Genomic DNA, 25,696 nt, shown 5'->3' on the forward strand with positions numbered 1-25,696 from the left:
GACCGACGACGCCATGAAGAACCTCAAGGTCCTGATCTCCGGTGCGAGCATCGCCGGCCCGGCCCTCGCCCATTGGCTGACGCGCTACGGCTGCGCCGTCACCCTCGTCGAACGCGCGGCTTCGGTGCGCCCCGGCGGCCAGGCCGTCGACTTCAAGGGCCCCACCCACCGGACCGTGCTGGAACGGATGGGGATCCTGGAGGAGGTCCGGAAGCGGGCGACCGGCGGGCAGGACCAGACGGTCGTCGACGCCGCCGGGAAGCCCCGGGCGGTGATCCCGGGCGAGTTCACCGGCGGCGAGATCGAGATCCGCCGCGGCGACCTGGCCGAGCTGCTCTACGAGCGCACGGCCGCGGACTGCGAGTACGTCTTCGGCGACATGATCACGTCGCTGACCGAGACGGCCGACGGCGTCGACGTCACCTTCGCGCACGCCGCGCCGCGTCGCTTCGACCTCGTCGTCGGCGCGGACGGCATCCACTCGAACGTCCGGCGGCTGGCCTTCGGCCCGGAGCACGACTACGTCAAGTTCCTCGGCCACTACTACGCCCTCGCGGAACTCGGCGAGCAGGTCGGCGGCGGCGAGGCCGTGATGTACAACGAGCCCGGCCGGATGGCCGCGGTCGGCGGGCCGAAGGCGTCGGCGTTCTTCGTCTTCGCCTCACCGGAGCTCGACTTCGACCGCACGGACGTCGAGCGGCAGCGCGCACTGCTGATCGACGCCTACCGCGGCGTCGGCTGGCGGGTGCCCGACCTGCTGACGAAGGTGCCGCGGGCGCGCGAGTTCTACCTCGACTCGCTCGCCCGGGTCACGATCGACCACTATTCGCGCGGCCGGGTCGTGCTGCTCGGCGACTCCGCCTACGGCAACACCCTCGGCGGTTTCGGCACCGGGCTGGCGATCGTCGGCGCGTACGTGCTGGCGGGCGAGCTGCTCGCGGCCGGCGGCGACCACCGCGCCGCCTTCGCCCGCTACGAGGAGCAGTTCCGGGGCTACGCCAAGATCTCGCAGCGCGGCAGCGCGGGCCCGTTCCTCGCGCCGCCGTCCCCGCTGCGGATCAGGATGCGGGACTGGACGTTCAAGTCCCGCTTCCTGCTCCGCATGATGCTCAAGGCCACCGACAAGTTCGCCACCGACATCGAGCTGAAGGACTACCCGAGCTGACCGGCTACGCCTGGGGCTCGTAGGCCAGGTTCGGCCGCAGCCACTGCTCGACCTCGGCGACCTCGACGCCCTTGCGGCGCGCGTAGTCCTCGATCTGGTCGCGGTTGAGCCGCCCGATGGTGAAGTACTTCGAGTCCGGGTGGGCGAAGATCAGCCCGGACACGCTCGCCGCCGGTGTCATCGCGAACGACTCGGTCAGGGCCATGCCCAGCTCGTCGGCCCCCAGGAGCTCGAACAGCTCGCGCTTCTGGCTGTGGTCGGGGCTCGCCGGGTAGCCGAGCGCCGGGCGGATGCCGCGGAAGCGCTCCGCGTGCAGGTCCTCCAGCAACGGGTCGGCGTCCGGCTCGAACCAGCCGCGCCGCGCCTTGAGGTGGATGTACTCGGCGAAGGCCTCGGCGAGCCGGTCGGCCAGCGCCTTGACCATGATCGCGCGGTAGTCGTCCTGCTCGGCCTCGTACTTGGCCGCGAGCTTTTCGGCCCCGTGGATGGCGACCGCGAAGCCGCCGAGGTGGTCGCCCTCCGGGGCGATGTAGTCGGCGAGCGAGCGGTTCGCGCGGCCCTCCGGCTTCGACGTCTGCTGCCGCAGCATCGGGAACCCGATGTGCGAGAACTCGCCGTCGAGCAGGATGTCGTCGCCCTCGGTGTGTGCCGGCCAGTACGCGTACGCGCCCTTCGCGGTGAAGCCGCCCTCGGCGATGATCTGGTCGAGCAGGGTGTTCGCGTCGTCGAACAGCTCACGCGCGACCGGCTGGTCCAGGATCGCCGGGTACTTGCCCTTGAGCTCCCAGGCCAGGAACAGGAACTGCCAGTCGACCATCTCGCGCAGCTCGGTGATGCTCGGCTCCACGACCCGGACGCCGGTGAACTCCGGGGTCGGCAGGTCGGCGAACGACACCGTCTCCGGGTTCGCGCGCGCCTGCTCGAGGCTGAGCATCGGCCGGCGCTGCTTGTTGGCGTGCTGCTCGCGCAGCACCTCCTGGTCGGCCCGGTTCTTCTCGGCCAGCACGATCGAGCGGTCGGGGTCGAGCAGGTCGGACACCACGCCGACCACGCGCGACGCGTCGAGCACGTGCACCGTCGCGTTGTCGTAGACGGGGGCGATGCGGACCGCGGTGTGCTGGCGTGACGTCGTCGCGCCGCCGATCAGCAGCGGCATCTTCAGCCCCCGGCGCTGCATCTCCGTGGCGACGTTGACCATCTCGTCGAGCGACGGCGTGATCAGCCCGGACAGCCCGACCGCGTCGGCGCCCTCGGTGACCGCGATGTCGAGGATCTTCGCCGCCGGCACCATCACACCGAGGTCGATCACCTCGTAGTTGTTGCAGCCGAGCACGACGCCGACGATGTTCTTGCCGATGTCGTGGACGTCGCCCTTGACCGTGGCGAGCACGACCTTGCCCTGGCCGTTCGACACGGCCGCCTTGCCCGCCAGCCGGGCCGCTTCCTTCTCGGCCTCCATGAACGGCTCGAGGTAGGCGACCGAGCGCTTCATCACGCGCGCGCTCTTGACCACCTGCGGCAGGAACATCTTGCCCGCGCCGAACAGGTCGCCGACGATCTTCATGCCGTCCATCAACGGGCCCTCGATCACCTCGAGGGGCCGGGCCTTGAGCTGACGCGCCTCTTCGGTGTCGTCCTCGATGTAGTCGACGATGCCGTGCACGAGCGCGTGCGACAGCCGCTCTTCGACGGTGCCTTCGCGCCAGGACAGGTCGACGACGCGCTTGGTGCCGCTGCCCTTGACGTTCTCGGCGAAGCTCACCAGCCGGTCGGTGGCGTCCTCGCGGCGGTCGAACAGCACGTCCTCGACCAGTTCGAGCAGGTCGGGCGGGATGTCCTGGTAGACCGCGAGCTGGCCGGCGTTGACGATGCCCATGTCGAGGCCGACCTGGACGGCGTGAAACAGGAACGCCGAGTGCATCGCCTCGCGGACGATGTCGTTGCCGCGGAAGGAGAACGACAGGTTCGAGATGCCGCCGCTGATGTGGACGCCCGGGCAGCGCTCCTTGATCCGGGGCAGCGCGTCGATGAACGCCTTGGCGTAGCCGTTGTGCTCGCTGATGCCGGTGGCCACGGCCAGCACGTTCGGGTCGAAGATGATGTCCTCGCCCGCGAACCCGGCCTTCTGCGTCAGCAGGTCGTACGCGCGGCCGCAGATCGAGACCTTGCGGTCGGCGGTGTCGGCCTGGCCCTGCTCGTCGAAGGCCATCACGACGACGCCGGCGCCGTAGTTGCGGATGATCCGAGCTTGGGCGAGGAACGGCTCCTCGCCCTCCTTCAGGCTGATCGAGTTGACGACGCCCTTGCCCTGGATGCAGCGCAGGCCGGCTTCGAGCACGGTCCACTTCGAGCTGTCGACCATCACCGGGATGCGGGCGACCTCGGGCTCGGTGGCGATGAGGTTGAGGAACGTCGTCATCGCCTCCTCGCTGTCGAGCAGGTCGGCGTCCATGTTGACGTCCAGCAGGTTCGCCCCGCCGCGGACCTGCTCCAGCGCGACGTCGACGGCGGCCTGGTGGTCGTCGGACTCGATGAGCCGGCGGAACCGCTTGGAGCCGGTGACGTTGGTGCGCTCGCCGATCATCACGAACCCGGTGTCGGCGTTGATGCCGAACGGCTCGAGGCCGCTGAACCGGGTGAACGCGGGCGGCGCGGGGACCTCGCGCGGGGTGACGCCCTTCGCGGCGGCGGCGATCTTCTCGATGTGCGCCGGGCTGGTGCCGCAGCAGCCGCCGACCAGGTTGACCAGGCCGTCGCGGGCGAAGCCGCCGATCAGCCCGGCGGTCTCGTCCGGCGTCTGGTCGTACCCGCCGAACGCGTTCGGAAGCCCGGCGTTCGGGTGACAGGCGACGTAGGCGTCGGCGATCCGCGACAGTTCCTCGACGTGCGGGCGCATCTCTTCGGCACCCAGCGAGCAGTTGACGCCGACGACCAGCGGCTTCGCGTGCTCGACCGAGCTCCAGAACGCCTCGACCGTCTGCCCCGAGAGCGTCCGCCCGCTCAGGTCGACGATGGTGACCGAGATCCACAGCGGCAGCTCCGGCGCGACGTCGCGCGCGGCGGCGATGGCGGCCTTGCAGTTGAGCGTGTCGAAGATGGTCTCGATCATCAGCAGGTCGACGCCGCCTTCGACGAGACCGGCGATCTGCTCCGCGTAGGCGGCCTTGACCTGCTCGAACGTGACGGCGCGGTACGCCGGGTCGTCGACCTTCGGCGACAGGCTGAGGGTGACGTTGAGCGGGCCGATCGACCCGGCGACGAACCGGCCGCCGAACTCGTCGGCGGCCTGGCGGGCCAGCTGCGCGCCGCGCACGTTCATCTCGTGGACGTGGGCCTGCAGGCCGTAGTCCGCCTGGCCGATGCTGGTGGCCGTGAAGGTGTTGGTCGTGGTGATGTCCGCGCCGGCCGCGAGGTACTGGCGGTGCACGTCCAGGATGACGTCCGGCCGGGTGATGTTGAGCAGGTCCGGGTCGCCGGTGACGTCGTGGGTGTGGTCGCCGAAGCGGTCACCGGTGTAGTCGGCCGGGGTGAGCCCGGCGCCCTGCAGCATCGTGCCCCAAGCGCCGTCGAGAACCGCCACCCGCTGGCTGAGCAGCTCGCGCAGCCGCGCGGTGGCCTCGGATTCGTGCGGGGTGATCGGGTTCACCGGCAGCCTCCCTCAATCGGGAGGCGCCCTTGGGTGGTTGGTCCCGGCCGAGCGTGGCGGGCCCCCTGGCCCGTTGCAGCGCCTCTCGGCCTTCGATCCAGGGTACTGGAACCCCGGCCCGGCACACCATCCCGCCCCACGGGTCCGTCCACTGGCTGGGACGCCACCCACGCGCGTCCACAATGGATCGTCGGCTCCACTCGCCACCACCCCGTTCCGACCGGCCGTTCCCGGGCTCACCCACTATGACCCGGCGAACGTCGGCGCTCTGCTCCCCGTCTGCTTACCCGGGCGGCGTCCATCAACACTCGATCGACGCTCAATCCGGTCACGCACCGTGCGCACAGGTATACCGAACGCGAGATCTGCCGTCCCCGCCGGTCCCGCGATGCGGGACGAAGGCCGCTTGAAAACTGAAACACGTTCTAATACAGTCCCTCGCGTGGACTACGGAATCGTGCTGTTCACCAGCGACCGAGGCATCACCCCGGCGGCCGCGGCGCAGGCCGCGGAAGCCGCGGGGTTCGCCACCTTCTACGTGCCCGAGCACACGCACATCCCGGTGAAACGCGAGTCACCGCACCCGCGCACCGGGGACGCGTCCCTGCCCGACGACCGGTACAGCCGCACGCTCGACCCGTGGGTGGCCCTGGCGACGGCCGCGACGGTCACCGAGCGGATCCGCCTCTCGACGGCGGTGGCCCTGCCGGTCGAGAGCGACCCGATCACGCTCGCCAAGACGATCGCCAGCCTCGACCACCTCTCGGGCGGGCGCGTCACGCTCGGCACCGGGTTCGGCTGGAACGTCGACGAGCTGACCGACCACGGTGTGCCCGGCAACCGCCGCCGCAGCGCCCTGCGCGAGTACCTCGAGGCGATGAGTGCACTGTGGACGGAGGAAGAAGCTTCCTACGACGGGGAGTTCGTCTCGTTCGGCCCCAGCTGGGCGTGGCCGAAACCGGTCCAGGCGCACATCCCGGTCCTGCTCGGCGCGGGCCCGACGGAGAAGACGTTCCGCTGGATCGCCCGCCACGCGGACGGCTGGATCACCACACCGGCGGACACCGACCTCGACGGCCACGTCGCACTGCTGAAGGAGATCTGGCGCGACGAGGGCCGTTCCGGAGCACCGTCGATCCACGCGCTGGGCGAGCGCCCGGACCGACCGCGGCTGGCGCACCTGGACGCGCTCGGCGTCACCGAGGTGATCTTCGGCCTCCCGGACCGCTCCCCCGGCGAGGTCTCGGCCTGGATCGGCCGGCTGGCGGGAAAGCTCGGCCTCGCCACGGCCCCCGCTCTCTAGACGCGAAACGGCGGGGGTGCGGTCCTCCCGCACCCCCGCCGTTCACACCACCGAGATCAGCTCTTGACGGCCACGCCCTGGCGCGCTCGCAGGTCCAGCTCGATCTGCTCCAGCGTACGGCCCTTCGTCTCCGGGACGATCCACTTGGTGAGCACGAACAGCACCACGTTGATCCCGGCGAACAGGAACATCGAACCGCCGATGCCGAGCGAGCCCACGGCGGAGATGAGCGGGAACACCGCGCTCACGATGCCCGTCGCCGCCCAGAGGATGACGCTGCTGACGCCCATGCCCGCCGCCCGGTACTTGAGCGGGAACACCTCGGCCATCATCACCCAGACGACCGCGCCCCAGCCGAGCTCGTAACCGACCAGGTACAGCACCATCATGACCAGCATCAGGATGCCGCGGGTGCCGGTGTCGTGGACGTTCAGCACCACGAGCCCGGCCGCCACCAGCGTGATCACCATGATCACGTTGCCGATGAGCAGCAGCGGCTTGCGGCCCCAGCGGTCCACCACGAACACGACCCACGCGGTGAACAGGAACTTCGTGACGCCCAGCAGCACGCCGGACAGCAGCGCGGCCTGCGTGGCGAACCCGAGGCCGATCAGCATCGTCGGGAAGTACGCGTTGATCGCGTTGACCCCGCTGAACTGCTGCCCGATCGCGAGCAGGGCGGCGACGATCATCATCGGCCGCACGAAACCGGAGAACAGGTCGCGGAACCGCGGCTTGCCCTCGGTGTCCATCTGGATGACGTCGCGGATGGTCGCGATCTCCTCGTCGAGGTTCACGGTGTTGCCGTGCGCACTCGCCAGGACCCGCCGCGCCTCTTCCTCCTGGCCGTTCTTGACCAGCCAGCGCGGCGTCTCCGGCAGGAACGCGAGCCCGACGAGCAGGATCGCCGCGGGCACGATCGCGCCGGCGAACATCCAGCGCCAGGCCGAGATCGGGCCGAGGAAGTAGCTGGTCAGGAACGCGATCAGGATGCCGAGCACGATGAAGATCTGGTTCAGCGCGCCCATCGCGCCGCGCAGCCGCGCCGGCGCCAGCTCGGAGAGGTAGGTCGGGACGGTCGAGGACGACAGCCCGATCCCGAGCCCGATGATCAGCCGCGAAATCACCAGGAGCGCGAACGTCGGCGAGAAGGTCGCCGCCAGCGTGCCCACGATGACGATCGCCGCGGCGACCATGATGGTGCGCCGCCGGCCGAGTGCTTCGTTGATGCGGCTGGAGAACAGCGCGCCCACGATGGCACCGATCGAGAGACTGGCGGTGATCACGCCCTTGTCCCAGGCGGTCAGCGACCACGCTTTCCCGATGAACGGGAGCACCCCGGAGATCACCCCGAGGTCGTATCCGAACAGGATTCCGCCGAGTGCGCCGAAGAAGTACAGAGTTGTTCGGCTGATTTGCCGTGGCGGGGCCGTCTGCGTCATTGCCGGGTCGCCTCTTTCATAGGTCCAGTCCAGCCAGCGGCCACCACACTCACACGCCGGAAAAAACCGGGCAAGACAGTCCTTGATAACGATTCAGAAACGTGATCGCCATTCACATATGTGACAGCACAAGGCGCACAGCATTGCTCCGTACGCCGACTCGCCATTCACAACCTCGAATGAGTGCACAGTGGACACGGATCGACCCGGAAGACGGTGCAAAGATCCACAGTGGACAAACGCGGGACGCGTGTTGTGAAAGCGCTCCCGGAACCGGCGGACGGCGACCGGACGTATTCGGCGTTATACGCCGGGCGGGGGAAGAAGGGGTCCGGACGCAGCAGGAGGGGGTTCAACCCACCCCCAGGTGGTTGAACCCCCTCCGCGCCCCCAGACCGGACCGTCGGGCCGAGCAGCCGCAGCCTGCTCGGGCGATGTCCGATGTCTGTCGGGTACCACTTTCCTCGGTACCGGCATCCGCCGCCATTCCTGCCCGGAGGGCAGTTTTTCGGCCCAACGCACCCCGCTTGAGCTGCGGAAATCGTAGATCGAGGTGCAGAACTACCCAGCCGGGCCGGCAAAAATTACCCGGTCACGCGCTTTCCAGCACGACCTTGCCGACGTGGGCGCCGGACTCCAGGTGCTTGACGGCGGCCGCGACGTCGTCGAAGGCGAACCGGCGGTCGATGACGGGCCGCAGGCCGGTGCGCTCGATCGCGCGGTTCATGGTCTGGAACGTCTCGCGGGAGGCGTTGGTGAGCCCGCGCAGGGTCAGCTGCTTGACCAGCACGAGCACCGGGTCGGCCGCGCCTTCGTGGGTGAGGACGCCGGCGACGCTGACGTGCCCGCCGACGCGCGCGGCGAGCATCGACTGGCCGATCGTGCCGCCCCCGCCGACGTCGACGACGTGGTCGACGCCGCCGCCGGCCAGCTCCGCCGCGGCGAGGCCCCACTCCGGCGTGGTCGTGTAGTTGATCGTCTCGGCCGCGCCGAGCTCACGCAGCCGCGCCAGCTTCTCGTCGGAGCTCGACGTCGCGATGACGCGGGCGCCGGCGAGGGCGGCGAACTGCAGGGCGAACGTCGACAGGCCGCCGCTGCCCAGGGTGAGCACCGTCTGGCCGGGGAAGACCCCGCCCTCCTCGACGACCGCGCGCCACGCCGTCACACCGGCGCTCGGCAGCGTCGCGGCCTCGGCATAGTCCAGGTGCGCGGGGACGGCCACCAGCGCGTCCTCCGGGAAGACGGCGTACTCGGCCAGCGTCCCGTCGAGCGAGCCGAACAGGTCGTCCGCGGTCTTCTCCGGGGTGCCGGGGCCCGCGAGCCAGTTCGGGAAGTACGTCGCCGCCACCCGGTCGCCCGCCGACCACGCGCGCACGCCGTCGCCGACCCCGACGACCTCGCCCGCGCCGTCGGACAGCGCGACGACGTCCGGCTTGACCGGCTTCGGGTAGAAGCCCTTGAGGATCATCAGGTCGCGGGCGTTGACCGCCCAGCCGTGCAGCCGGACCAGGACCTGGCCGGGGCCGGGTTCGGGGGCGTCACGCTCGCCGAGGACGAGTCCGGCGCCGGGACGCGGCAGGGAAAAGTACTTCACAGCGGCTCCAAGGAGGTGGGAAACCCATCAACAGGGCCAGTGTGTCGAAGTCGCCAGCTCTTCGTCGACCATCACGAGAAGATCCGGGGTCAGTTCGGCGAGCGACGCCGGGAGGTGCCGGACGCCGAGCCCGGCCATGAACTCCCGCTGCCGCGCGTGCGCCGGGCTCGACGGGAACCCGAGGAAGCCGGCGCCGTGCTCGCGGGCGTCGGCGGCCACCCGGCTGACGTCGTCGACGAACACGATCTCGTCGAACGCGACGTCGAACACCGTGCGGGCGATGTGCTCGACACCCGGCCGGTGCTCGTTGATGCTCACGTACGGCACTTCGGCGTCGAGCAGCGCGGTGAAGCCGCCGAGGTACCGGTCGAACGTGTGCTCCCGGGTGCGCCCGCCGTAGCAGACCAGCCGCACGGGCAGGCCGCTCAACGCCGTCAGGCAGTCCTGGACGCCCTCGGCCACCCGGATCGGGTGCTCCCGCAGGTACTCCTGCCGCGCGGCCCAGAGTTGCTTCAGCGTCTCTTCGGCCGGTTGGTCCAGAGCGCAGAGCCGGGTGACCTTCTCGGCGACGACGAGGTCGCGCAGCCCGATCACGTCCCGCTCGGCTTCGGCGTCGTACACCCCGCCGTGGCCGGTGACGAACCGGGCGATCATGTCCAGGTAGGTGTCGTCGATGAGCACGCCGTCGCAGTCGAGGGCGACCACGCGGAGCTTGCGCAGGGCGCTCACCGCTGCGCGAACACTTCCCGCGCGGCCGCGATCGCGTTGAGCGCGGCCGGGAAGCCGCAGTAGAAGGCCAGGTGCAGGATCGTCTCGACGATCTCCTTCTCGGTGCCGCCGACGTTGAGCGTGGCGTGCAGGTGCACCTTCAGCTGCGGGGTCGCGGTGCCGAGCGCCACGCACGCGGCGATCGTGACGATCTCGCGCAGCCGCAGGGTCAGGTGCGGCCGGGTGTAGATCTCACCGAAGGTGAACTCGACGATGTACCGGGCCAGGTCGGGCGCGATGTCTTCGAGCGCCTGGGCGACCTTCTCCCCCGCGTCGCCGTCGACGGCCTTCATCGCGGCCAGGCCGCGCTCGTAGCGGTCCTCGATGCCGGCCCACGGCACGTCGGCCGCCTCGCCCGTCGGCGGTTGTTCCGCCGGCAGGGCGGCGAACACGGTCTTCAGCTCCCCCAGCGCGTTCAGCGTCGCCGGGAACCCGGCGAACGAGCTGATCTGGATGGCCGTCTCGACCAGCTGACGGCGGGTGCAGCCGACGTTCAGCGCGGCCTTGGCGTGGAACTGCAGCTGCGAGCCCGCGTAGCCCAGCGCGATGAGCGCGGCGACCGTGGCCAGCTGCCGGTCCGGGAGCGGGAGGCCGGGCCGGTGGTAGACGTCGCCGTAGATGAACCCGACGCACTGTTCGCCGAACTCCGCCTCGCCGATGCTCTCGAACAGGTCCAGCACGGCCGGGCGGTCCACCCCGCCGAGCTGCTGGATCAGTTCCAATCCCTGGGCGAAGGACGCGGCAGCGCGGTCCTGCTCCGGCACGTCGGACATCGTCGTGGGGTTCCTTCCGCAGTGGTGGTGGTGCCTGACTCAGCCCAGGTAGGCCCGGGTGGCCTGGTCGGCCTTGCGGCGTTCCAGGGTGTCGATGCGTTCCAGCCGGATCATCGCGTAGTCGATGCCGGCGGTGGCGACGGTGCGCCCGTGCTGGCGCACCACCGCGGTGGCCCGGAACTTCAGGTGGTGCGCCCGCTCGAGGTCGGACTCCTCGATGCGCGACTCGACCGTGGCCGGGAGCGGGAACAGGAAGTCCTCGAAGGACATGTCGATCCGCTTCCACACCCCCGCGTAGCCGGCCGAGGTCAGGGCCGGGCGGACCGCGGTCTCGAACTGCGCGATGCAGATCTGGCGCATCGCCTCGATGATCACGATGCCCTGCACGTGTTCGCCGGTGTGGTGGTCGAGGACGAGCTCGTTGTCCCGGTGGACGCGCAGGTCGGCCTGGCAGAGCGTGACCTCCGGGCTGTGCACGCCGGCGAGCAGGACGTTCTCGGCGCGGTGCTTGTGGACGATCGCCGGGGCCACCGGCAGCGGCCGGAACGCGTCCGGGTCCGCCAGGAACACGGTGGCGCCGCTCTTCTCGGCGGCGGCTTCCAGCAGGTCGCAGTCCGTCCCGTCGATGCCCTGGCCGGGGTGGACGACCCAGCTGCAGCCGGCCACGTCCGGGCCGTCGGACGTCATCAGGGCCAGCAGCCCCGACACCGTGAACACCTGGTCACCGCGGGCGAACCTGGCGAAGCGGTCGGCGACCACCACGACCTGCCGGCGTGTCCGGCCGTGCAACGCCCAGTCGGGGGCGGCGTCGGCCGGTTCGGCAGGACTGTCGTGGGGTGCCCGGCACGCAGAACCATCAGGTCCTGCCATCGGCACCTCCATCCGGGATCGGGTCGAGCGTCACTCCCGCGTGGACGCCTGCGCGTCCACAACGGCCTCCGCGAGGTTCCGGGCCGTCGGGACCGAGCGCCAGCGCGGACCGGACAGCTCGGCGGCGAGGACCTTGAGCATGGCACGCACCATGTCCGGCTGTCTGCTCACATCCGCGATCAAGAGCGGTTCCACTTGCGCGGCGGCGCCCTCGAGGTCGTCGAGCAGCAGGTGCGCGCGGCCCATGTCGATCCGGATCATCGGGTCCATCGCTTCCCAGCGGTTCTCGAGCGACAGCCGCTCGTAGGCCTCGCGGGCGGTCCCGAACTCGCGCAACGCCGCCGACGCCTGCCCGACCGAGAGCAGCGACGTGCCGGCCATGTAGTGCCGGCGGTCCTTCGTGATGTTGAAGAACCGGTCCTCACCGCCGGCCCCGAGCTCCGGGTCCTCGATGCTGGTCCAGCGCGCGATCGCGTCCAGCACCTGCGGCTCGGCCCGCACGGACGACCACCCGCGCGCCTCGGCGAGGATCAGCGGCGCGTCGGTGAGCCGCCCGCCGACCTGGTAGTTGAGCCCGTCGGCGGCGAGCTTCGCGGACTCCACGCCGTTGCCGGCCCAGAACGCCACGCGCGCCTGCGACGTGCGGACCCAGCGCCGGGCGAGGAAGTCGTCGGCGTACTGCGTGTAGAGCCAGGCGGCGGAGTTCAGCTCGCGCGAAAGCCGGTACCGCCCGAGGTCCCCCGCGATCCACGCCATCATCGCGGCGCACTTCGCCCCGACCATGAGCAGGTCCTGGGTCTGCTTCGGCCGCTGCCGGCCCTTCAGCAGCGCGGCCGTGCGTTCCTCGACCACGGCGAGCTGGCCCAGCACCGAGTCCGGGGCGGTCCGCGTGTACGCGCTGCCCAGGAAGTTGAGGTCCGACCACAGGTCGTCGAGCTGGACCTCGTCCACGTTGGTCGTGGTGAGCAGGATGGCGTCGTCGAGCGAGGTCACCCCGACCTCGGTGTCCGCGCCGGGGTCGACGTGGACGATCGAGCGGATCGGGTAGCTCAGCACGGGTGCCGGGGCCTTGGCGGCGACCGGGACGACGGCCACGGGCGCGACCGGCTCTGCCGGCGCCACCAGCTCGACGTCGGCGTGGTACTCGGCGAGGTCCTTCGGCGGGAGCTGCTCGAGGTCACGCAGCCCGAGCAGGGACTTCCAGCTCGTGCCGTAGACCTGGGCCAGCACCCGCAGCGCCGCGAACGTGGGCCGGACGCCGCGGTCGGGCCACTGCTCGTACTCCCAGATACGGGTCCCGCGCATACCCGCGCGGGGGTCACCCGTAAGGGTGTTGTACTGGTGCGCCGCCACGTCGAGCGACAACTCGGACGCCAGCCGCCACGCCGTGCGGGGCGGGACCCGGCATTCGACGATCAGGTTCTCCGCCACGCGCGCCGGGATCACCTCGTCGGGAAACCCCAGGGCGGCCAAGCGATCGCGCAGCTGTGCACGGTAGGGCTTACTCCCTGGCTTGACCTGTCGACTCATCGTTCATCCAACGATTTCCGGAGTACTGGTGCACCGGTCGACAGTACCGCAGCGTGACCGTTACGGCCCACGATGTGACAAAGGTGCGGCTCACGTCCTGAAATCGCCGCCACGGGCGGAACGAGGCAGGAAAAGGGTGGTGCCGGCCGACCTGGGGGTCATCGGCCGGCACCACGGGGCGGGCGAACCCGCCTCCGCCATTATGCATGTGCGGACGTCCGCGCGCAGCGCCGGACGAACTTCTCACACTTCGGTGGACGCGGGTCAGCCCGCGGCGAGGAAGTGCTGCCGGACACCGGCGCCGAACGCCGTCGGCGTGCCGTCGTAGGCCGAGATCAGCGCGGGCCCGGTCGAGCAGTTCCAGGTGTTCCAGGTCCAGCCGAGGTAGGACGCCTGGTGGCGGTCGAGCCAGTCCATCAGGCCGGTCACGTACCCGCTCCCGCAGTCGTTCTCGCCGATTTCGCCGGCCACCAGGGGCACCGCCGCCGCGACCGGGGCGAGCTGGGCGTCCCAGCAGGAGGACGAGCTGCAGGTGTTGAAGTTGTACGAGTGCCACGACGCGACCAGGTTGCCCGCCGGGTCGCTCGGCTTGTACTGCAGCCACTGCGTGAGGTCGTTCGAGTAGGCCAGGCCGCCGAGCATGAGCACGTTGGTGGCGCCGGTCGCGCGGACGGCGTTCACCAGCGTCTGCATGCCCGCCACCGCGTAGCCGATGCCGGTGCACGCGGACCCGCCGTCGCGCCAGCACGTCCAGGCCGCGGCCGAGCCGGCGACCGCGCGGTCGAGGTAGGGCTCGTTGAACAGGTCCAGGATCGTGGCGTCGTCACCCTTGAACGCGGTCGCGACCGACGTCCACAGGTCCACCGCGTGCGCGGCGTCGGTCATCGGCTTCTGGCACGTCGAGGTGACGTCGGCGCACGCCGAGGAGTTTCCGGTGTAGACACCCTGGGTCCAGTGGAGGTCGAGGATCGCGACGAGTCCGTTCCGGTGCAGCAGGTCCACATAGGACTTGAGCGCGGCGCGGTAGGTCGCGCCGGCGTAGGCGGGCTCGACGTTCGGCAGGCCGAGCCAGCAGTCCTCGTTGAACGGCACGCGCACGACGTTCGCGTGCCAGCTCTTGATGGCGGCCACGGAGGCGGCGTCCATCGGGCCGTCGAAGATGCCGTTGCCCTGCACGCAGGCGAACTCGCCGCCGGAGCGGTTCACCCCGCGCAGGGTGACCGGCGCGCCCGCGGAGTCGGCCAGCCGGTTGCCGGCGACGTGCAGCGCGGGCGCGCCCCCGGCCGGTGGCGGGGTCGTGGTGACGGTCGTCGGCGGCGGGGTCGTCGTCGGGGGTGGCGTGCCGCCGCACGGCGCGCCGTCGACGCTGATCGACGCCGGCGCGGTGTTGGTGCCGCTGTAGCCGAAGTTCGCCCCGGCGGTGATCGACGAGCCGGGGGCGATGGTGCCGTTCCAGCCCGCCGGGGTGACGGTGACCGTCCGGCCCGTCTGGGCCCACGTGGCGTTCCAGCCCTGCTGGAGCTGCTGGTTCCCGGCGTAGGCGTAGCTGATCTGCCAGCCGGACAGCGGCGCCGTCCCGAGGTTCTTGAGGGTGAGGTTGGCGGTGAAGCCGCTCCCCCAGTCGTTCACGGTGTAGCCGACTTCGCAGGCCGTCGCCGCCGAAGCGGGCGAAGGCGTGCCGAGGGTGAAGGCCGTCGTCGCGCCGACGACGGCGAGCGCGCTGAGGGCGCCGAGCAGTGCTGGTCCGGAACGCATCGATCACTCCTTTGTGCACGACCTGGATATGAGAGCGCTCCCAGCACTGGTGGACGCTACCGCGCGGCCCGGCGGCTGTAAACCTCGTGGCGAACGCCCGCGAACAACCCGGAATCCACTCCAACGGCGGCATCCGCCCGCTTCCGCCGGTGGCGCAGCGCGACGGAGACATTTCTTTGCCGCCAACGGGTTCGGCCGTTCAGGAGTGTTCAGTGGCCGATCCCGGGGAAACGGCCCCGGAAAGCCGTCCACCGGATCGGGCCACGTCCGGGTCGCGCTTTACAACGACGATACGGCGGGGTTACCTTCTCGTCGGCTGGAAGCGCTCCCATGCCAGGTCACGATCACCAGACCGTGACCACGAAACACCAGGGGCGCCGTGGCTCCCGCTACGGCGCCCCTGCTCGTGTCCGCTGTCCCGGTCACCGGGAAAGGAAACCCGATGAAGAGGTTCGCCGGCGCCCTGGCCGGGCTCTGCCTCGCCGCGGCGGGCACCACCGCGGTCCTCGCCGCGGGTCCGGCCGCCGCCGCCCCCGCCTGCGGCGTCGACTACCGCGTCGACCAGTGGGCGACCGGGTTCACCGCCCAGGTCACCGTCACCAACGGCGCCACCGCGCTCTCGTCGTGGACCCTCTCCTGGCACTACGCGGGCACCCAGGCCGTGACGTCGGCCTGGAACGCCACCGTCCGCCAGTCCGGCACGGCGGTGACCGCGGAGAGCCTGCCCTACAACGCGTCCCTGCCCGCCGGCGGCACCGTGACGTTCGGCCTCCAGGGCACCTACTCCGGCACCAACCCGGTGCCCACCGACTTCGCGCTCGACGGCGTCTCGTGCGGTGGCGACGCCCCGCCCACCTCGACCACCACCACCACTTCTTCTTCGCCGCCGCCCGCGGGGTGCGCCGACGTCTGCGACGACTTCGAGCAGCAGACCGGCACGACACCGGGCGGCCGGTGGACCGTCGGCGCGGCGAACTGCCAGGGCACCGGCACGGTCACCGTCGACAGCACGGTCGCGCACTCGGGCACCCGCTCGGTCAAGGTCACCGGGCAGGGCGGCTACTGCAACCACGCCTTCCTCGGCACGACCCTGGCCGCCGGGAGCGTGCGGTACGGCCGGTTCTGGGTCCGCCACACGACGCCGCTGCCGGCCGGGCACGTCGCGTTCCTGGCGCTGCGGGACACCGCCGACGGCGGCCGCGACCTGCGGGCCGGCGGCCAGAACCGGGCGCTGCAGTGGAACCGCGAGTCCGACGACGCGACCCTGCCCGCGCAGAGCCCGGCCGGCGTCGCCCAGAGCGTGCCGCTGGCCACCGGGACTTGGTCGTGCTTCGAGTTCGAGATCGACGGCCCCGGCGGGCAGCTGCGGACCTGGCTCAACGGCGCCGAGGTGCCCGGCCTGGTCGTCGACGGCGTGCCGACCCCCGACGTCGACCAGCAGTGGCTCGCCCGGACGTGGCACCCGTCGCTCACCGACCTGCGCCTGGGCTGGGAGAGCTACGGCACCGACCCCGACACGCTGTGGTTCGACGACGTCGCGACCGGCCCCGCCCGGATCGGCTGCTAGGCCACGATGCGGTCGATCTCCGCCAGCTCCTCGTCCGTGAAGTCCAGGTTCGCCACCGCCGCGACCGTGTTCTCCAGCTGCGCGACGCTGCTCGCCCCGATCAGCGCCGACGTCACCCGGCCGCCCCGCAGGATCCAGGCGATCGCCAGCTGCGCCAGCGACTGGTCACGCCGCTGGGCGACGTCGTTCAGCGCGCGGATCCGGCCCAGGGTCTCCTCGGTGATCCGGTCCTCGGTCAGGAACGGGCTGGCGCCCGCGGCGCGGGAGCCGGCCGGGATGCCGTCCAGGTAGCGGTCGGTCAGCAGGCCCTGGCTCAACGGCGAGTACGCGATCGAGCCGACGCCGTGCTCGGCCAGGGTGTCCAGCAGGCCGTCCTCGACCCAGCGGTTCAGGATCGAGTACGACGGCTGGTGGATCAGCAGCGGCGTGCCGAGCTCGCGCAACGCCCGCAGCGCGGCTTCCGTCTGCTCGGGCGAGTAGTTGGAGATGCCCGCGTAGAGCGCTTTCCCCGACCGGACCGCCGTGTCCAGGGCCCCCATGGTCTCCTCGATCGGGGTGTCCGGGTCCGGCCGGTGCGAGTAGAAGATGTCGAAGTGGTCCAGACCGGTGCGGGCGAGGCTCCGATCCAGGCTCGCGAGCACGCTCTTGCGCGAACCCCACTCGCCGTACGGGCCGTCCCACATCAGGTAGCCCGCCTTGGACGAGACCAGGATCTCGTCGCGGTACGGCCGGAAGTCGGCCGCGTAGTGCCTGCCGAAGTTCGCCTCGGCCGCGCCCGGCGGCGGGCCGTAGTTGTTGGCCAGGTCGAAGTGCGTCACCCCGAGGTCGAACGCCCGCCGCAGCACCGCCCGCTGGACGTCGAGGGGCTTGTCGTCCCCGAAGTTGTGCCACAGGCCGAGCGACACGGCGGGCAGCTTGAGCCCGCTGCGCCCGGCCCGCCGGTACGGCATGTCCGCATAGCGGTCTCCGGCGGCGGCGAAAGGCGACATGGTTCTCCTTGTCGGGAGGGAAAAGGCCCCCGCAGTCTACGGGCGTGATCAGCTTCCTTCGGCGACCGCGCCCCGGTCGAGGGACAGTGCCCCGGCGAACGACACCCCCGGCGCCAGCACGGGCAGCAGCGTCGCCTGGTAGGCGTGGTAGACGTCCGGCTTCCCCGCCCAGACCGTCGCGGCGGGGCGGTTGCGCGGGTCCAGCTCGTGGTGCCAGGACCCGCGTTCGCGGTCGACGAAGCACGCTTCGGCGTGCTCGCACCACTCTTCGAACCGGGCCAGGTACTCCGGGTCGCCGGTCTCCTGGTGCAGCGTCCAGGCGGCGGCGATCGCCTCGGCCACCACCCAGTGGAGGCGGTTGCGCACCACCGGGACGCCGTCGAAGTCGGTCGTGTAGACGAAGCCCGGGTGACCATCGACGGCCCAGCCGTCCCGCACCGCCGTGGCGAACAACGCCTCCGCGTCCGGCAGCAGCCACCCGGGTGCCGCGGCGCCGAGCGCGCGCTTCAGGTGTACCGCCAGCCGGGACCACTCGAGCAGGTGCCCGATGGTGACCCCGAACGGGCGGAACGGGTGCGCGGGCTCGTCGCGGTTGAACTCCAGCCGCACGTGCCAGTCCGCGTCATAGTGCTCCGGCAGGCGCCAGCCGTGCGCGCGGGCCTCACCGTGCACCAGGTGCTCCACAATGGACAACGCGCGGGCGGCCCAGACCGGGTCGCCGGTGACATCGTTGACAGCGAGCAGCGCTTCGACGGTGTGCATGTTGGCGTTGGCGCCGCGGTAGGTCTCCAGGCGCGTCCAGCCGCGGTCCCAGACGTCGGCGACCCGGCCCGGCCCCGCCTCCCAGAACCGGCGGTCGACGACGTCGAGGGCTTCGGCCAGCAGCGCGTCCGCGCCGTCGGCTCCGGCGGCCACCGCGCTCGTGGCCGCCAGCACGACGAACGCGTGCTCGTAGGCGCGTTTCTCGGCGTCCACCGGGCCGGCCGCGGTCGCCGTGGCGAACCAGCCGCCGTGCTCCGGGTCTCGCAGCAGGCCGGTCAGCGCCGCGACGCCGTGCGCGACCTGCGCGGCCGCCCCCGGCACGCCCTGCAACGCGGCGAGCGCGAAGACGTGCGTCATCCGGCAGGTGATCCACGTTTCGACGGGCCGGTCGAGGACCGGGTGCCCGGTGTCGTCGAGCCAGGCGAAGCCACCGGCGGGGTGGGCCGCCGGAGCGGCGAAACCGAGCAGCCGGGCGGGTTCGGCCCGCACCCAGGCGGGAACCGAAGACGGAATGTCCACTTTCCGACAACCTTGCCTTTCTCGACCGAACGGCCCGGGTGATCGGCCGCCTTTCCCAAGGTATGCCAAAGCTCGGGCGCGGGTCACCCGCCCCCTCGCCGGATGTTCCGCGAGCCGCCGCCACCGCGTACCCTGTAATGGGAGCGCTCCCAGTCTTCGACGCACGTACCCGACGAAGGGACCGACGTGACCAGGAGACGAAGTACGATCCTCGCCGCCGTCACCGTGTTGCTGGCGAGCCTGACCGCCGTGCTGCTGACCACGGGCACCGCCGAAGCGCACGGCGCGCTGATGAAACCGGGCAGCCGGACGTTCCTGTGCTGGCAGGACGGGCTGAGCTCGACCGGCCAGATCATCCCGCAGAACCCCGCCTGCTCGGCCGCGGTGACCACCAGCGGGGCCAACTCGCTGTACAACTGGTTCGCCGTGCTGCGCTCCGACGGCGCCGGCCGCACCCGCGGCTTCATCCCGGACGGGAAGCTGTGCTCCGGCGGGAACCCGGGCTACGCCGGGTTCGACCAGGTCGGCGACTGGCCGCTGACCCACCTCACCGCCGGGGCGGCGTTCGACTTCTCCTACAACGCGTGGGCCGCCCACCCGGGCTGGTTCTACACCTACGTGACGAAGGACGGCTGGGACCCGTCGCAGCCGCTGACCTGGGACTCGCTGGAGGACCAGCCGTTCCTGACCATCGACCACCCGCCGGTGACCGGCACCGTCGGGACCGTCGACGGCCAGTACAAGTGGACCGGCGCGCTCCCCTCGAACAAGTCGGGGCGGCACATCGTCTACTCGGTCTGGAAGCGCTCCGACAGCGCCGAGACGTTCTACGGCTGTTCGGACGTCACCTTCGACGGCGGGCACGGCGAGGTCACCGGGGTGCACGCCCCGGGCACCCCGACCACCACGCCGACGACCCCGACGTCTCCCCCGCCCACCGGCGGCTCGTGCATGGCGATGTACGAGATCACCAACACCTGGAGCGGCGGCTACCAGGCCACGGTGACGATCATGAACCACAGCACCACGGCGTACTCCGGCTGGCAGGCGGGCTGGACGCTGCCCGCGGGCCAGACGGTCGGCAGCGTCTGGAACGGCACGCTGAGCCAGTCCGGCTCGGTGGTCACGGTCCGCAGCGCGGACTGGAACGGCCGGATCCCGCCGGACGGCGAGACGACCTTCGGCCTGGTCGTCAACACCACCGGCACCAACCCGGCCCAGCCGTCGCCCACCTGCCAGGGCACCTGACGCCGAAGTCCGTGCATGCCACATCGAGGGACATCACGTCCCTCGATGTGGCATTCACGGACTCGACGGGGCCGGGCCGGTGCTGCCGCGGGTGATCAGCGCCGACGGGGCCGTGCGGACGTCGCCCGCGTCGCCGCCCGTCAGCAGGTCCCGCAGCACCGACACCGCGAGCGCGCCGAACTCCGCGACCGGGCGCCGCACCGCCGTCAGCGCCGGGCGGACCAGGCGGCAGAGCACCGAGTCGTCCCACGCCACCACCGAGACGTCGCCCGGCACGGCCAGGCCCCGTTCGCGCAGCGCGGCGAGCCCGGCGACGGCGAGGACGTCGGTGTCGAACAGCAGCGCGGTCGGCGGCCGGGCCGCGGCCAGCAGCCGGGCGGTGGCAGCCGCGCCGGCCTCGGCCGAGTGGTCCGTGTGGACGGTCCGGGCGGCGGGCAGGCCCAGCCGCTCCGCCGCCGCGGCGAACGCCTCGGCCCGCACCCGCGTCTGCACCAGCACCGCCGGCCCGGTGACCCACGCGACCCGGCGGTGCCCGAGCGCGGCGAGGTAGCCGAGGACCTCACCGACCGCGGCGGTGTCGTCCACCCGCACCGACGGGACGCCCGGGCGGCCGAGCGGGCCGCCCAGCGCCACCGCCGGCAGGCCGATCCGCAGCAGCTCGGCGATCCGGTCGTCGTCACGGCGCGGGCCGGTCAGCAGCACGCCGTCGGCCCGGCGCTCGCCGTGCCAGCGGCGGTAGACCTCCAGCTCGGCGGCGTGGTCCGGCGCGACCTGCAGGATCAGCGACGCCGACCCGAGCTCGCGCTGGATCCCGGTGAGCAGGGCCAGGAAGAGCGGTTCGACGCCGAGGACGTCCGCGGGCCGGTCCAGCACCATCCCGACCGCCCCGGCCCGGCCGCCGGACAAGGCCCGCGCGGACTCGTTCGGCGCCCAGCCCAGCTCCCGGGCGATCGCGGTGATCCGGTGCCGGGTCGCCTCCGAGACGCCGGGACGGCCGTTGAGGGCGTAGGAAACGGCCCCTTTGGACACCCCGGCCTCGCGGGCGATGTCGGTGATCGTCGGACGCTTCATCGCGCTCCTCCACTGGACCCGTTGCGCCACAAGAACTCGACCCCAGGGCTTGACCGATTCATCGCGTGCCCGTGTCCGTCCGGACACCCGCAGTCGCCCACCTTGACACCCGTCGGCCGCGGAAACAAGACTCCCGTCCCGGGAGCGCTCCCATACTCGTGTGCGAGCGCGAGTCGCGAACCGGGAGTGCGCAGACGTGCGGAAGATCCGAAGAACACTGGCGGCCGCCACGGCCGCCGTCCTGCTGGTCCTGACCGGGGGCTGCGGCCCCGCCACGCCCGAGCGCTTCACGCTCACGCTGGCGACGTTCGGGCAGTTCGGCTACGACGACCTGATCCCGGGGTACGAGTTCACCCACCCCGGGCTCACCATCCGCCAGGTCCGGACCGAGCAGGGCGGCCCGTACCACCAGGACCTGCTGGCCGAGCTGCGGAGCGGACAGGGCCTCGCCGACGTCCAGGCCGTCGAGGAAGGCCACCTCGCCGACGTGCTCGCGCAGTCGGCGAAGTTCGCCGACCTGGCCGCGATCGGCCCGCCCGACGTCAAGCCCGGCCGCTGGCTGGAGTGGAAGTACGAAGCCGGGCTCGCCAAGGACGGCAAGCTCGTCGGCTACGGGACCGACATCGGCCCGCTCGCCATGTGCTACCGCAAGGACCTCCTCGAAGCCGCCGGGCTGCCGACCGACCCCGGCTCGGTGAAGACGATGTTCGCGACCTGGGACAGCTACTTCCAGGCGGGCGAGCGGTACGTCAAGCGCACGAAGGGCAAGGCGTGGTTCGACTCCGCCGCCCAGAACTTCAACGCCATGGTCAACCAGCTCCCGGTCGGCTACCTCGACCGGCAGGACCGCCCCACGTTCGAGACGAACACCGCGCTCGCGGCCGCCTGGAACCAGGTCACCACCGCCGTCCGGCAGGGCCAGTCGGCCGGGCTGACGGCCTTCGCCGACGACGGGAACGCCGGCCTGCGCGCCGGGACGTTCGCGACGAAGGTCTGTCCTTCGTGGATGCTCGGCGCCATCGAGCAGCAGGCCGGGCTGGCCAACGCGGGCAAGTGGGCGATCACCGACGCCTTCCCGGACGGCGGCGGCAACTGGGGCGGCTCCTACCTGACCGTGCCGGCGACCAGCCCGCACCAGCGGGAGGCCGCCGCGCTGGCCGCCTGGCTCACCGCGCCGGAGCAGCAGCTGCACGCGTTCCGGGCCAGCGGGAACTTCCCCAGCCAGGTCGACGCCTTCACCTCGCCGGACCTGCTCAGCGAGATGAACGGCTACTTCGGCGGCGCGCTGAGCGGGCAGGTCTTCGTCGCGCAGGCCCGCAAGGTCGGGAAACCGCAGTACAAGGGCCCCGGCGACGGGAAGATCCAGGAGACGGTCGTCGCGCCGGCGCTCAAGGCCGTCGAGCGGGGCGCCGACCCCGCCGCGGTCTGGCAGCAGGTGAAGCTGGGCGCGGCCGGGGTCGTGCCCTGACCGGAAATCCGGTGGAACGGACGCACCGGAGCGGGCAGGGTGCCGGGTATGACGACTCCCCTGCCCGCGCCCTGGCCGCACCTCGGGATCCGGCGTCCCGGCCCGGCCGACCACCTGCCCGTGCTGGCCGTCCTCGACGACTGGTGGGGCGGCCTCGGTGGCGAGGAGGGCATGCGGCAACGGGCCCTCCTCCTGCCGAAGCTGATGTTCCAGCACTTCGGCGACAGCAGTTTCCTGGTGACGGCCGACGAGCGGATCGTCGCGTTCCTGATCGGGTTCCTGTCGCAGTCGCGGCCGGACGAGAGCTACATCCACTTCGTCGGCGTCGACCCCGCGGAGCGCGGGAGCGGGCTGGGCGCGGAGCTCTACGAGCGGTTCTTCGCCCACAGCCGGGCGCACGGGCGCACGGTGGTGCGGGCGATCACGTCGCCGCAGAACAGTGGTTCGCACGCGTTCCACACCAGGATGGGGTTCGTCACCGAACCCGGGCCGGCGGAGTACGAAGGGCGGCCGGTCCAGCCCGACTACGACGGGCCCGGGCTGGACCGGATGACGTTCCGGAAGGACCTCAGCCCGACAGGCTGAACGTCTTCACACCCAGCCCGGTCTGGCCCTGCCACGGCTCGAAGCCGAACTGGACACTCGTCAGGTACCAGGCGTCGCTGATCTTGCCCCGGTTCACCGCGTCGCGGGTGAAGTCGGTGAGGTTGACGCCGAGGCTGTCGGTGCCGGACGTCCGGACGTAGGAGATGACGTTCCAGCCGATGGTGCCGAACCAGACGTTCCACGTCGCGCCCGCGAGCTGCGCGGTGCCGATGACGCTGCCGACCGGCTGCGGGGCCCCGCGGTGGTTGCCCCAGATCATCACCTCGGCGCCGGTGTTCTGCCCGGCCGGATTCGGCGCCGGGTCGTACCAGACGTCGTAGGAGGCGTCCCACTGTCCGGCTTGGACGGTCGTGTAGTCCACCCGGGACGTCAGCGAGCCGAGCGAGCGGACCTGGCGGGGCAGGCCGCTGCCGGTGCTGCAGTTGCCGTAGTGGCAGCCGGCGTAGACCGACGGGTAGCTGCCGGGCGCGCCGTTCGTCGGCCGGTTGTGCGACGCCGTCGTCACGCTGAAGCCGGTGCCCGACACCGAGAGGCACTGGGTCGTGTCGTCACCCCAGTTGTTGTTCTGCACGATGTAGCGGCCACCTTGGATGCGCAGCGAGCCGTACTTGTCGCACAGCTGCGTGTCCGCGGCCGCCGGTGGGGCGGTGAGCACGGCACCGCCGGACAGCAGCACGGCCGTGGCTCCGAACGACGCCATTGTGGCTCGTAGCCGGTTCTTCATGGAGACTCCTTCCGGTTGCGGACAGGTGGAAACCCGGGCCGGACGGCGGCTGCGCAGGCACCGCCCGGCCCGGGAGATCGGGTTACTGAACGGCCGGGTAGGCGTTCTGGACCAGCTGCTCGAACTGGGCCTCGAACCACTTGCCCGACAGCGGCGAGTTCGGCAGGGCGCCGGTCAGGTTGCCGCCGTTGGCCTGGTCGCTGCCGTGGTAGGCCGGGTCGCACATCCCGTCGAAGCCCTTGCCCTCGTCGTTCGGGATCTGCTGGCTCGCGCCGTCGGACTCACCCGGCGGCTTGATCCAGACGTAGGCGTCGAAGTGCGCCGCGGGCGACGCGGTGGGCCGCACGCCCAGGCCGGCCCCGCTCTGGTTGCACCAGTTGCCGCGGTGCAGCCGCCGGTCGATCCGGCCGGAGTTCACGTAGCTGTCCACAGTGGACCCCGACGCGCCGGTGGGCCGGGCCGAGCCGCCCCAGCCGTTGCGGGAGGTGTCGATCAGCATGCCGATGCCGCTCGGCAGGCCCGCGGCGACGAACGCGGTGTACATCGCCGTGGCGAACGGCACCTCGGCGAAGTACGGGTTCCACTGGTAGAACGTCGCCGACTTGATCTGCTGGCCGCCGACGGTCAGGTTCGGGTCCGGCAGGTTCGGCTCGGTGAGCGGGGTGTAGTTCGCCGTGTCGCTGATGAAGCCGTCGATGCTGTTCACCCCGGCGGTCGTCCCCTGGAGCGTCTGCTTGACCAGGTTGACGAACGGGCCGAAGTTGCTGTCCCAGCCCAGCCACGCCGAGTGCGCGATGTCGAGGTAGTTGTAGACGTTCGAGATCGCGTGCAGCTTGTTCAGCGCGTACTGGATGCCCTGGGTGTAGGCCCCGGTCGACTGCGCTTCGGCGCACTTGGCCGTCGCGGTGTTGGTGATCAGGTTGGGCAGCGAGTCCGGCTCGACGACCGCCACGACCCGCAGCGGCGCGTACTTCGAGTCCGACAGGATCGAGGCGATCGGGTCGATGTACTCGCTCTTGTACCGGGCCAGACCGCCCGAGCCCGCCTGCAGCTCACCGTTGGACGCCAGCGCCGCGCAGTCGCGGTTGGGCAGGTCGTAGACGACGATCTGGATCGTCACCGGCGTCCCGCCGCCGCTCTGGGCGAGCGCCGCGTCGAGGTGCCCGCGCAGCCCGCGGGCGCTCGACGTGCCCTCGATCGCCGCGATCCGGTCCAGCCAGACGGCGGTGGACGTGTTGGCCACCTTGGCCATCTGGGTGCCGAGCGTGCCGCCCTTGGCCGCGGCCGCCGCGGTCACCGACGCCGACCAGTCCGGGTTCACGTACCCCTTGGCCCCGGCGTACGGGTTGTCCACGTGCGAGCCCGCCGGGGGCGGTGTGGTCGTCGTGGTCGGGGTGGTGGGCGTCGTCGGTGTCGTCGGGGTCGTGGGCGTGGTGGTCGGGGTGCCGGTGCTGCCGTCACAGTGGACGCCGTTGAGGGAGAACGAGCCCGGGACGGCGTTGCTGCCGTTGTACGTGCCGTTGAAGCCCAGGCTCGCGGTCGCGTTGGTGGCCAGCGTGGGACCCCAGCTGGGGCTTTTCGCGCTGACGTGCTTGCCGGACTGGCTGAACGTCGCGCTCCAGCCCTGCGTGACCTGCTGGTTGCCGCCGAAGTCCCATTCGAGGTTCCAGCCGGACGTGATGGTGTCCCCGAGGTTGGTCACCGTGATGTTCGCGGTGAACCCGGGCTCGTACTGGTTGACGCTGTAGGTGACCTTGCAGCCGGTGGCGGCGGCCGCCGGGCTGCCGCCCGCCACCACCAGACCGGCCACGACGGCCGCGGCCGTCACCGAGGACGCCACGGCGAGCCGCGACTTCCTCTTGGCGGACCAGAAACCACTCTTCATCGAGTGCTCCT

19 protein-coding genes and 1 riboswitch are annotated in these 25,696 nt (G+C 71.3%); of the genes, 6 read left to right on the forward strand and 13 right to left on the reverse strand.

Features of this window, described 5'->3' with window-relative positions:
• Positions 1–13 precede the first annotated feature (13 nt).
• Positions 14–1,165 carry an FAD-dependent monooxygenase gene (locus MUY22_RS38735; RefSeq protein WP_247064339.1) on the forward strand — a complete coding sequence of 384 codons (1,152 nt, stop codon included), beginning with the start codon at positions 14–16 and terminating at the stop codon, positions 1,163–1,165.
• Positions 1,166–1,169: 4 nt separating this feature from the next.
• Here MUY22_RS38735 and metH read toward each other — a convergent pair whose 3' ends face one another.
• Positions 1,170–4,811 (reverse strand): methionine synthase, encoded by a 3,642-nt coding sequence (gene metH / locus MUY22_RS38740; RefSeq protein WP_247052143.1) that lies wholly within the window; start codon positions 4,809–4,811, stop codon positions 1,170–1,172.
• A 14-nt stretch (positions 4,812–4,825) separates the two neighbouring features.
• A riboswitch (S-adenosyl-L-homocysteine riboswitch) is annotated at positions 4,826–4,904 on the reverse strand.
• Positions 4,905–5,253: 349 nt separating this feature from the next.
• On the opposite strand from metH, the gene MUY22_RS38745 reads away from it, so the two are divergent.
• Positions 5,254–6,114, forward strand: a complete 861-nt coding sequence (locus MUY22_RS38745; RefSeq protein ID WP_247052144.1) for an LLM class F420-dependent oxidoreductase — start codon at positions 5,254–5,256, stop codon at positions 6,112–6,114.
• A gap of 56 nt (positions 6,115–6,170) precedes the next feature.
• Here MUY22_RS38745 and MUY22_RS38750 read toward each other — a convergent pair whose 3' ends face one another.
• The 7 genes from MUY22_RS38750 to MUY22_RS38780 all read right to left on the reverse strand — a co-directional run bounded on the left by MUY22_RS38750 (position 6,171) and on the right by MUY22_RS38780 (position 14,846).
• Positions 6,171–7,556: a sugar porter family MFS transporter gene (locus tag MUY22_RS38750; protein ID WP_247052145.1), complete on the reverse strand. Its 1,386-nt coding sequence runs from the start codon at positions 7,554–7,556 to the stop codon at positions 6,171–6,173.
• Positions 7,557–8,148: 592 nt separating this feature from the next.
• A complete protein-coding gene (locus tag MUY22_RS38755; protein ID WP_247052146.1) occupies positions 8,149–9,150 on the reverse strand; it encodes an NAD(P)-dependent alcohol dehydrogenase in 1,002 nt (333 codons plus the stop codon).
• Positions 9,151–9,177: 27 nt separating this feature from the next.
• Positions 9,178–9,879 carry an HAD family hydrolase gene (locus MUY22_RS38760; RefSeq protein ID WP_247052147.1) on the reverse strand — a complete coding sequence of 234 codons (702 nt, stop codon included), beginning with the start codon at positions 9,877–9,879 and terminating at the stop codon, positions 9,178–9,180.
• The gene (locus MUY22_RS38765) at positions 9,876–10,691 is read right to left on the reverse strand and encodes a carboxymuconolactone decarboxylase family protein (protein WP_247052148.1); all 816 of its coding nucleotides are present in this window, start codon (positions 10,689–10,691) and stop codon (positions 9,876–9,878) included. Before MUY22_RS38765 ends, MUY22_RS38760 begins: the two co-directional genes overlap by 4 nt.
• 39 nt (positions 10,692–10,730) lie before the next feature.
• A complete protein-coding gene (locus MUY22_RS38770; protein ID WP_247052149.1) occupies positions 10,731–11,561 on the reverse strand; it encodes an AfsA-related hotdog domain-containing protein in 831 nt (276 codons plus the stop codon).
• 30 nt (positions 11,562–11,591) lie between these two features.
• Positions 11,592–13,034, reverse strand: coding sequence for a hypothetical protein (locus MUY22_RS38775; RefSeq protein WP_247052150.1), 1,443 nt, complete (start codon positions 13,032–13,034; stop codon positions 11,592–11,594).
• Between the two features lie 321 nt (positions 13,035–13,355).
• Positions 13,356–14,846 carry a cellulase family glycosylhydrolase gene (locus tag MUY22_RS38780; protein ID WP_247052151.1) on the reverse strand — a complete coding sequence of 497 codons (1,491 nt, stop codon included), beginning with the start codon at positions 14,844–14,846 and terminating at the stop codon, positions 13,356–13,358.
• Between the two features lie 442 nt (positions 14,847–15,288).
• On the opposite strand from MUY22_RS38780, the gene MUY22_RS38785 reads away from it, so the two are divergent.
• Positions 15,289–16,413: a cellulose-binding domain-containing protein gene (locus MUY22_RS38785; RefSeq protein ID WP_247052152.1), complete on the forward strand. Its 1,125-nt coding sequence runs from the start codon at positions 15,289–15,291 to the stop codon at positions 16,411–16,413.
• Here the strand turns inward: MUY22_RS38785 and mgrA are convergent.
• On the reverse strand, positions 16,410–17,402 hold the full coding sequence (mgrA, locus tag MUY22_RS38790) for an L-glyceraldehyde 3-phosphate reductase (RefSeq protein ID WP_247052153.1): 993 nt from the start codon (positions 17,400–17,402) through the stop codon (positions 16,410–16,412). The two genes, MUY22_RS38785 and mgrA, sit on opposite strands and share 4 nt — an antisense overlap.
• A gap of 48 nt (positions 17,403–17,450) precedes the next feature.
• The gene (locus MUY22_RS38795) at positions 17,451–18,683 is read right to left on the reverse strand and encodes an AGE family epimerase/isomerase (RefSeq protein WP_247052154.1); all 1,233 of its coding nucleotides are present in this window, start codon (positions 18,681–18,683) and stop codon (positions 17,451–17,453) included.
• A 186-nt stretch (positions 18,684–18,869) separates the two neighbouring features.
• Here MUY22_RS38795 and MUY22_RS38800 point away from each other — a divergent pair, with 186 nt between their 5' ends.
• Complete coding sequence (locus tag MUY22_RS38800; RefSeq protein WP_247052155.1) at positions 18,870–19,931, forward strand: lytic polysaccharide monooxygenase; 1,062 nt, start codon at positions 18,870–18,872, stop codon at positions 19,929–19,931.
• 54 nt (positions 19,932–19,985) lie between these two features.
• On the opposite strand, the gene MUY22_RS38805 is transcribed toward MUY22_RS38800, so the two are convergent.
• The gene (locus MUY22_RS38805) at positions 19,986–21,002 is read right to left on the reverse strand and encodes a LacI family DNA-binding transcriptional regulator (protein WP_247052156.1); all 1,017 of its coding nucleotides are present in this window, start codon (positions 21,000–21,002) and stop codon (positions 19,986–19,988) included.
• A 196-nt stretch (positions 21,003–21,198) separates the two neighbouring features.
• On the opposite strand from MUY22_RS38805, the gene MUY22_RS38810 reads away from it, so the two are divergent.
• Both MUY22_RS38810 and MUY22_RS38815 read left to right on the forward strand, forming a co-directional pair.
• Entirely contained in the window at positions 21,199–22,470 is a 1,272-nt protein-coding gene (locus tag MUY22_RS38810; RefSeq protein WP_247052157.1) for an ABC transporter substrate-binding protein, read from the forward strand.
• A gap of 48 nt (positions 22,471–22,518) precedes the next feature.
• Positions 22,519–23,055: a GNAT family N-acetyltransferase gene (locus tag MUY22_RS38815; protein WP_247052158.1), complete on the forward strand. Its 537-nt coding sequence runs from the start codon at positions 22,519–22,521 to the stop codon at positions 23,053–23,055.
• Here the strand turns inward: MUY22_RS38815 and MUY22_RS38820 are convergent.
• Both MUY22_RS38820 and MUY22_RS38825 read right to left on the reverse strand, forming a co-directional pair.
• Positions 23,039–23,800, reverse strand: coding sequence for a glycoside hydrolase (locus MUY22_RS38820; protein WP_247052159.1), 762 nt, complete (start codon positions 23,798–23,800; stop codon positions 23,039–23,041). The two genes, MUY22_RS38815 and MUY22_RS38820, sit on opposite strands and share 17 nt — an antisense overlap.
• Before the next feature lie 82 nt (positions 23,801–23,882).
• Complete coding sequence (locus MUY22_RS38825) at positions 23,883–25,685, reverse strand: glycoside hydrolase family 6 protein (protein ID WP_247052160.1); 1,803 nt, start codon at positions 25,683–25,685, stop codon at positions 23,883–23,885.
• Between the last annotated feature and the right edge of the window lie 11 nt (positions 25,686–25,696).

Origin of the sequence: Amycolatopsis sp. WQ 127309, from assembly GCF_023023025.1 — a bacterium.
GTDB lineage: Bacteria > Actinomycetota > Actinomycetes > Mycobacteriales > Pseudonocardiaceae > Amycolatopsis.

What these genes read in the sequence shown, in the direction of transcription:
- MUY22_RS38825 (WP_247052160.1), bottom strand. Translation starts at nt 25,685, where the DNA reads ATGAAGAGTGGTTTCTGGTCCGCCAAGAGGAAGTCGCGGCTCGCCGTG.
- MUY22_RS38735 (WP_247064339.1), top strand. Translation starts at nt 14, where the DNA reads ATGAAGAACCTCAAGGTCCTGATCTCCGGTGCGAGCATCGCCGGCCCG.
- MUY22_RS38750 (WP_247052145.1), bottom strand. Translation starts at nt 7,556, where the DNA reads ATGACGCAGACGGCCCCGCCACGGCAAATCAGCCGAACAACTCTGTAC.
- MUY22_RS38820 (WP_247052159.1), bottom strand. Translation starts at nt 23,800, where the DNA reads ATGAAGAACCGGCTACGAGCCACAATGGCGTCGTTCGGAGCCACGGCC.
- MUY22_RS38765 (WP_247052148.1), bottom strand. Translation starts at nt 10,691, where the DNA reads ATGTCCGACGTGCCGGAGCAGGACCGCGCTGCCGCGTCCTTCGCCCAG.
- MUY22_RS38815 (WP_247052158.1), top strand. Translation starts at nt 22,519, where the DNA reads ATGACGACTCCCCTGCCCGCGCCCTGGCCGCACCTCGGGATCCGGCGT.
- MUY22_RS38785 (WP_247052152.1), top strand. Translation starts at nt 15,289, where the DNA reads ATGAAGAGGTTCGCCGGCGCCCTGGCCGGGCTCTGCCTCGCCGCGGCG.
- mgrA (WP_247052153.1), bottom strand. Translation starts at nt 17,402, where the DNA reads ATGTCGCCTTTCGCCGCCGCCGGAGACCGCTATGCGGACATGCCGTAC.
- MUY22_RS38780 (WP_247052151.1), bottom strand. Translation starts at nt 14,846, where the DNA reads ATGCGTTCCGGACCAGCACTGCTCGGCGCCCTCAGCGCGCTCGCCGTC.
- MUY22_RS38770 (WP_247052149.1), bottom strand. Translation starts at nt 11,561, where the DNA reads ATGGCAGGACCTGATGGTTCTGCGTGCCGGGCACCCCACGACAGTCCT.
- MUY22_RS38805 (WP_247052156.1), bottom strand. Translation starts at nt 21,002, where the DNA reads ATGAAGCGTCCGACGATCACCGACATCGCCCGCGAGGCCGGGGTGTCC.